The organism is Sphingomonas bacterium, from assembly GCF_903643065.1.
GTDB lineage: Bacteria > Pseudomonadota > Alphaproteobacteria > Sphingomonadales > Sphingomonadaceae > Sphingomonas.
Genome location: NZ_CAHJWX010000222.1, coordinates 1 through 4710, shown reverse-complemented (window position 1 = coordinate 4710; position 4710 = coordinate 1). Strand labels below are relative to the sequence as shown.

The 4710-nt window shown below is 68.0% G+C and carries 4 protein-coding genes and 1 pseudogene; 3 read left to right on the top strand and 2 right to left on the bottom strand.

The window, feature by feature from the left end:
* The 3 genes from thrS to infC form a co-directional block, all read left to right on the top strand.
* The coding region (gene thrS, locus HUU95_RS08880; protein WP_174279782.1) for a threonine--tRNA ligase at nt 1-1893 on the top strand (1893 nt) is incomplete at its 5' end.
* A gap of 66 nt (nt 1894-1959) precedes the next feature.
* Nucleotides 1960-3138, top strand: a complete 1179-nt coding sequence (locus HUU95_RS08875; protein WP_174279781.1) for an esterase-like activity of phytase family protein — start codon at nt 1960-1962, stop codon at nt 3136-3138.
* A 153-nt stretch (nt 3139-3291) separates the two neighbouring features.
* The gene (gene infC, locus HUU95_RS08870; RefSeq protein WP_254602710.1) at nt 3292-3795 is read left to right on the top strand and encodes a translation initiation factor IF-3; all 504 of its coding nucleotides are present in this window, start codon (nt 3292-3294) and stop codon (nt 3793-3795) included.
* Nucleotides 3796-3980: 185 nt separating this feature from the next.
* Here the strand turns inward: infC and HUU95_RS08865 are convergent, their stop codons facing one another.
* Both HUU95_RS08865 and HUU95_RS08860 read right to left on the bottom strand, forming a co-directional pair.
* Nucleotides 3981-4367: a VOC family protein gene (locus HUU95_RS08865; protein WP_174279779.1), complete on the bottom strand. Its 387-nt coding sequence runs from the start codon at nt 4365-4367 to the stop codon at nt 3981-3983.
* 11 nt (nt 4368-4378) lie between these two features.
* Nucleotides 4379-4710, bottom strand: a pseudogene (locus HUU95_RS08860) ([protein-PII] uridylyltransferase); the annotation flags it as partial.

The window sequence follows — 4710 nt, the reverse complement described above, 5'->3', positions numbered from 1 at the left end:
AAGGCGGCGATCGCGGCGCGGGTGGATGGCGAGCTGCGCGATCTGTCCCGCCCGTTCGAGCGCGACGCGCGGCTGGCGCTGGTCACGGCGCGCGACGAGGCGGACGCGCTGGAGCTGGCGCGGCACGATTTCGCGCACGTGATGGCGGAGGCGGTGCAGCATCTCCACCCCGGCACGCAGATCACCTTCGGGCCCGCGACCGCCGATGGCTTCTATTACGACTTCGCGCCCGCCGATCGGCCCTTCACCGACGAGGACCTGCCCGCGATCGAGGCGGAGATGCGCGCGATCATCGCGCGCGACGAGCCGTTCCAGCGCGAGGTCTGGAGCCGCGAGCAGCTGATCGAGACTTGGGAAAGACAGGGCGAGCGGTTCAAGGCCGAATGGGCGGCCGAGCTGCCCGAGGCCGAGGAGCTGACCATCTATCGCCAGGGCGCCTGGCTCGACATGTGCCGGGGGCCGCACATGCCCTCGACCGGGCGGCTCGATCCGGCCGCCTTCAGGCTGACGCGCGTGTCCGGCGCCTATTGGCGCGGCGACCAGAACAACGCGATGCTCAGCCGCGTCTACGGCACCGGCTGGCTCAACAAGAAGCAGCTCGACGCGCATCTCACCATGCTGGAGGAGGCGGCCAGGCGCGACCATCGCCGGATCGGGCAGGAGATGGACCTGTTTCATCTCCAGGCCGAGGCGCAGGGCAGCGTGTTCTGGCATCCCAACGGTTTCATCCTGTGGCGCCAGCTGGAGGCGTATATGCGACGGCGGCTGGACGCGGCGGGCTATCGGGAGGTCAAGACACCGCAGCTGATGGACGCGCGGCAATGGGAACAGTCCGGCCATTGGGGCAAGTATCGCGAGAACATGTTCGTCGTGCCCGACGAGATCCCGTCGGGCAAGGATGACGGCCCGGTGCTGTCGGGCGACGCCGAGCTGATGGCGCTCAAGCCGATGAACTGCCCGGCGCACGTCCTGATCTTCCGCCAGGGGATCAAGTCCTACCGCGATCTGCCAATCCGCATGGCGGAGTTCGGCTGCTGCCACCGCAACGAGCCGCATGGCGCGCTCCACGGGATCATGCGGGTGCGCCAGTTCACGCAGGACGACGCGCACCTGTTCGTCCGCGAGGACCAGCTGATCGCGGAAGTGGCGGCGTTCATCGACCTGCTCGACAGCGTCTATCGCGACCTGGGCTTCACCGACTATGCGGTGAAGCTGGCGCTGCGGCCCGAGCAGCGCTTCGGCACCGACGCGATGTGGGACCGGTCCGAGCAGGAACTGCGCGATGCGGTCGCCGCGTCCAGCCTGCCCGAGACGATCAAGGCCCGGTTCGAGGAGTTGCCGGGCGAGGGCGCCTTCTACGCGCCCAAGCTGGAGTTCCACCTGACCGACGCGATCGGGCGAACCTGGCAGGTCGGCACCATCCAGTCCGATCGCGTGCTGCCCGAGCGGCTGGATGCCTCCTATGTCGGCGTGGATGGCGAGCGGCACCGCCCGGTGATGCTCCACCGCGCGATCCTGGGCACGTTCGAGCGGTTCATCGGCATCCTGATCGAACACCATGCCGGGCGCTTCCCGCTCTGGCTAGCGCCGGTGCAGGCGGTGGTGGCGACGATCGTCTCGGACGCAGACGATCATGCGAACGAGGTCGCGGCGGCGCTGCGGGCAGCGGGGCTGCGCGTCGAGACGGACCTGCGCAACGAGAAGATCAACTACAAGGTGCGCGAGCATTCGCTCGCCAAGGTCCCCGCGCTGCTGGTCGTCGGCAAGCGCGAGGCGGAGGAGGGCACGGTGGCGCTGCGCCGGCTGGGTGGGCAGGGGCAGGAGGTGCTGGCGCTCGCCGAATTGGTCGAGCGACTGCGCGCGGAAGCGACGGCGCCCGATCTGCGGACCTGACATGGCCGTCATCAAGGAGTCGCTGAACGCGCGTTAACCCTGTCTCGAATAACAGGGAGAAGTCTGATGTCCGATCGCATCGCCCGCCGCCTCGCCGGCCCTATCGCGGCCGCGCTCGCGCTGTGCGCCGGCGTCGAGGCGCATGCCCAGACCCTGCCGTTGCGCTATCTGGGACAGCAGACGCTGCCGTTCGGCGCGACCTTTGGCGGCACCACCGTCGGCGGGCTGTCGGGGATCGACTATGACGCGCCGAAGGACCGCTACGTCGCGATCAGCGACGATCAGACGAACGCGCGCTATTACTCCCTGACGTTGGGCATCACCGCGACCGGGTTCAACAGCGTCGCGGTGAACGGCGTCACCTCGTTCAAGTCGCCGACGGGGACCACCTACGCGACCGGGACGATCGATCCCGAGTCGATCCGCCTGTCCGGCCGCGGCACCGTCTATTATTCCAGCGAGGGCTTCGCCAATGCCGGCGTCCCGGCGTTCGTCCGCGAGGCGGCGCTGGACGGGACATACCTGCGCGACCTCAGCATCCCGGCCTATTACGCCCCGACGACCACGTCGGGCATTCGCAACAACCTCGCCTTCGAGAGCCTGACGCTCGCCGATGGCGGCACGACCCTGGTCACGGGGCTGGAGAACGCGCTGATCCAGGACGGGCCCGCCTCGACCGGCACCACCGGCAGCCCATCGCGCATCCTGTCGTTCAGCACGCTGACGTCGCTGGCGACCGCCGAATACGTCTACCAGGACGACCCGGTCGCGGTGCCGCCCGTCGGGACGGCCTTCTCGGTCAACGGCCTGGTCGAGCTGCTGTCGCTCGGCGGCACCCAGTATCTGGGCGTGGAGCGGTCCTACACCGTCGGCGCGCCGGGCACCGGCTATTCGATCAAGCTCTACGGGATCGACACCGCCGGCGCCACCAACGTGCTCGGTCTGCCGAGCGTGACCGGTATCTCCTACAAGCCCGTCGCCAAGTCGCTGTTGCTCGATCTCGGAACGCTCGGCGTGCCGCTGGACAATATCGAGGGGGTGACGTTCGGCCCGACGCTGGCGAGCGGCGAACGCAGCCTGGTGCTCGTCGCCGACGATAATTTCTCCACCACGCAGATCCAGCAGTTCCTGGCCTTCGCGGTCGGCTCCGTGCCGGAGCCGGCGACCTGGGCGATGATGATCGTCGGATTCGGTGCCGCCGGCCTTGTCCTGCGGCGGCGTCGCGACGTGCCGCTCCGCGCCTGACCGCGCGGGCGGGAACAGTGATCGGCGAGCGCGACCGTTCCCGCCGGGCGGTCTTTCGCTTGCACGCGATCTTCTCTATGTTGGGAGCATCAGAGCCAAGGAGTTTCACCTATCCGTCCCCCTACCATCCGCCGGCCCATGCAGGCGCCGCCGATGAACGGTCCCCGTTTCAACGAGTGGATCCAGAGCCCCAAGGTCCGCGTGATTGACCATGAGGGTGAAAATCTCGGCGTGATGTACACGCGCGAGGCGATGGCCGCCGCGCAGGAGCTGGGGCTCGACCTGGTCGAGGTGTCGCCTAACGCCGACCCGCCCGTCGCCAAGTACCTCGACGTCGGCAAGTTCAAGTACGAGGCGCAGAAAAAGGCGAACCTCGCTCGCAAGTCGCAGAAGACGCAGGAGATCAAGGAGATCAAGATGCGTCCCAACATCGACGACCATGACTACGACACCAAGATGAAGAAGGTGCACGAGTTCATTGGCGAGGGCGACAAGGTCAAGGTGACGATGCGCTTTCGCGGTCGCGAGCTGAGCCACGGGAACTTGGGCATGGCGGTGCTGCAACGGGTGGCGGAGGCGACTCAGGAGATCGCCAAGGTGGAGGCATATCCGCGCATGGAAGGCCGCCAGATGCTGATGGTGCTGTCGCCCAAGTGAGCTTGCCGCAGTGGATCAGCGCAAGCTGATCTGCGTCTCGGTGCCAAGTACGGCCGGCGGCTCGCGGTAGGCGAACCCGTTCGACGACGCGGAGTCGTCGCGTCGGGCTCGCTCCCGATCGGTGACGGGTCGCTTTGGTCGGCGGTCGCGCGTGGATGCTGAAACGAGTTCAGCATGACGGATGCTTACGCCGCCGTCGCCGGCTCCCATAGCTCCACCACGTTTCCTTCCGGATCGTGCAGCCGCGCGAACCTGCCCACGTGCGGGTCGTTCCACTCCGGCTTGGTGATCACCTCGATCGACAGCGCGATCAACGCGGCGATCAGGCCGTCGAGGTCGTGGACGCGCAGGTTGAGCATGAACTGCTTGTCGGTCGACCAGTAATCCGTGTCCGCCTTGAACGGCTGGAACACGAGCGGGCCGCCCTCGACCTGCCAGCTGAACGGCTCGGGCGTGACGCCTGGCGTCGCGACGCAGCCGGCCCCGACGTTCAGGTGCTCCTTGTACCACGCCGCGAGCGCTTTCGGATCGCGCGCCCGGAAGAAGATGCCGCCGATACCCAGCACGCCCATGCTCGCCTCCCTCACGCCGCCGCTTCGAGCGGCTCGCCCGCCGCCGCCGCCGCGAGCCGTCGCTCCAACGTCCGCAGCCGGGCCGGATTGTCCAGCTGGTCGCCGGTCAGGTCGGTGACGTAGAACACGTCCACCGCGCGCTCGCCATAGGTGGCGACATGGGCGGAGTGGATCGTCACCTTGGCCTGGAACAGCGCGTGGGCGAGCTGGTGGAGCAGCGCGGGACGATCGCGCGCGTTGACCTCCACCACCGTGAAGCGGTTCGACGCGCGGTTGTCGACCAGCACGTTGGGCTGGATCGCGAAAGCGTCGGCGCGCGGCCGCGCGGACGGCTTGGCGACGA

Bases quoted from the DNA above. Each gene is read 5' to 3' on its own strand.
- infC (WP_254602710.1), top strand. From the start codon at position 3,292: ATGAACGGTCCCCGTTTCAACGAGTGGATCCAGAGCCCCAAGGTCCGC.
- HUU95_RS08875 (WP_174279781.1), top strand. From the start codon at position 1,960: ATGTCCGATCGCATCGCCCGCCGCCTCGCCGGCCCTATCGCGGCCGCG.
- HUU95_RS08865 (WP_174279779.1), bottom strand. From the start codon at position 4,367: ATGGGCGTGCTGGGTATCGGCGGCATCTTCTTCCGGGCGCGCGATCCG.